Source organism: Synechococcus lacustris str. Tous (assembly GCF_003011125.1).
GTDB lineage: Bacteria > Cyanobacteriota > Cyanobacteriia > PCC-6307 > Cyanobiaceae > Synechococcus_D > Synechococcus_D lacustris.
The window spans coordinates 1-788 of record NZ_PXVC01000261.1; the positions used below are offsets into that span (position 1 = coordinate 1).

At 48.0% G+C, this 788-nt stretch carries 1 protein-coding gene; it reads left to right on the top strand.

The features are described from left to right. Positions 1 to 343 precede the first annotated feature (343 nt). Positions 344 to 788 (top strand): photosynthetic reaction center family protein (locus C7K08_RS14785; protein WP_479725441.1); only part of this gene is annotated, 445 nt, incomplete at its 3' end.

The window sequence follows — 788 nt, forward strand, 5'->3', positions numbered from 1 at the left end:
GTGGTGGCAGATCTCAATTGGCGGAAGATCTCAATAACCTCACAGCAATGGCGTTGTTGGTTGTTATGCCAATCCATAAATGAAGTAACCCAGGCCGGAATTTAACGGCGCGAAATAGCGATTCGGGATAGGGGTTGTGCTTTGAAACTCTTGGAGTAGAGATTGTTTCCCTGCTAGGTGGACTTATTTTTCATCAATAAAGCCAGCACCCCTGGCAACGTCCGGCGCTGGCAAAAACTTTGAGCATATTTACTCATCATATAGATTACGTATTAGGTCATTTTAACGATAACGTTATACAGGAGTCGGTTCGCCGATTCCGTTATCCCTTGTTCTGAGCGCCATGACTACAACCTCTCTTTTACGTCCAAGGGGCAACCCCTGGTCTGCCTTTAAAAACTGGATTACCAGCACCAATAATCGCTTTTATGTGGGCTGGTTTGGTGTGTTGATGATCCCAACCCTCTTAGTTGCAACCACTTGTTTTGTGATTGCATTTATTGCGGCCCCACCTGTTGATATCGATGGCATCCGTGAACCCGTTACGGGCAGCTTGCTTTATGGGAACAACATCATCACCGCTGCGGTGGTGCCCAGCTCCAACGCCATCGGCCTGCACTTCTATCCCATCTGGGAAGCCTCCAGCCTCGATGAGTGGCTCTACAACGGTGGGCCTTACCAACTAATAATTTTTCACTTTTTGATTGGCATTTATGCGTATATGGGACGCGAATGGGAGCTTAGTTATCGCTTGGGCATGCGTCCGTGGATTGCTGTTGCATACAGCG